Source organism: Alcanivorax sp. 24 (assembly GCF_004360225.1).
Taxonomy (GTDB): Bacteria; Pseudomonadota; Gammaproteobacteria; order Pseudomonadales; family Alcanivoracaceae; genus Alloalcanivorax; species Alloalcanivorax xiamenensis.
This window is the reverse complement of the sequence record NZ_SNUA01000049.1, coordinates 1-706: the sequence shown is the minus strand read 5'-3', so window position 1 is coordinate 706 and position 706 is coordinate 1. Positions and strand designations below refer to the sequence as shown.

Annotated in this window: 2 protein-coding genes; one reads left to right on the top strand and one right to left on the bottom strand. The window is 41.2% G+C overall.

Annotated elements, in window-relative coordinates; translation table 11 throughout:
• Positions 1-195 (top strand): EAL domain-containing protein (locus E0L37_RS21235; protein ID WP_133493627.1); only part of this gene is annotated, 195 nt, incomplete at its 5' end.
• Here E0L37_RS21235 and E0L37_RS21230 read toward each other — a convergent pair.
• Positions 170-706: response regulator (locus E0L37_RS21230; protein ID WP_133493626.1), on the bottom strand; the 537-nt coding region annotated here is incomplete at its 5' end. The genes E0L37_RS21235 and E0L37_RS21230 overlap by 26 nt on opposite strands.

Here is a 706-nt window from a genome sequence, read left to right as displayed (position 1 = left end):
ATCCATGCGTTGTCATCGAACTTAGGCTTATATTGTATTGCTGAAGGAGTTGAGACAAGTGAGCAAATCAGCTTCTTAACAGAGATGGGCTGCGAAGATTTACAAGGGTACTACTTCGCAAAACCCATGTTGGCCGATGATCTAATTGCAGAAAGCACGATTCAGGCAATCATTGATCGACTAAACGCGCTTTAAACCATTTATTTAAGCAGCGATAAAGCTCATCTTTATTAATGGGCTTCGAGATGAAGTCATCCATGCCAGCTACAAGGCAGCGCTTTTGGTCCTCTTCAAAGGCATTCGCCGTAATAGCAATAATGATAGCTTCGCCATACAGCGCAGGGTTCTGTTTAATTGCTTGTGTACATTGATAGCCATCCATGTGGGGCATTTGGCAGTCCATCAATATAATATCTGCCGTAAAACTTTTAAGCTCTTCAAGTGCCTGTAAGCCATCGTTTGCCTTTTTGATAGTACACTGGGTGTCTTGCATCATTTTTTGCAGCACGATTTGATTTACAGGGTTATCTTCAACAATTAATACATTTATGCCACTAAGTATTGGCTTGTCTGTACTTTGTTCTGCAGTTGCTTCTGCATCGCTTACCATCACTGGCACAATAATAGTAAATTCACTGCCCTCACCTTCTTGGCTCACTAAAGAGAGCTCTCCATCCATCAACTCTATAATTCGTTTACTAATTGT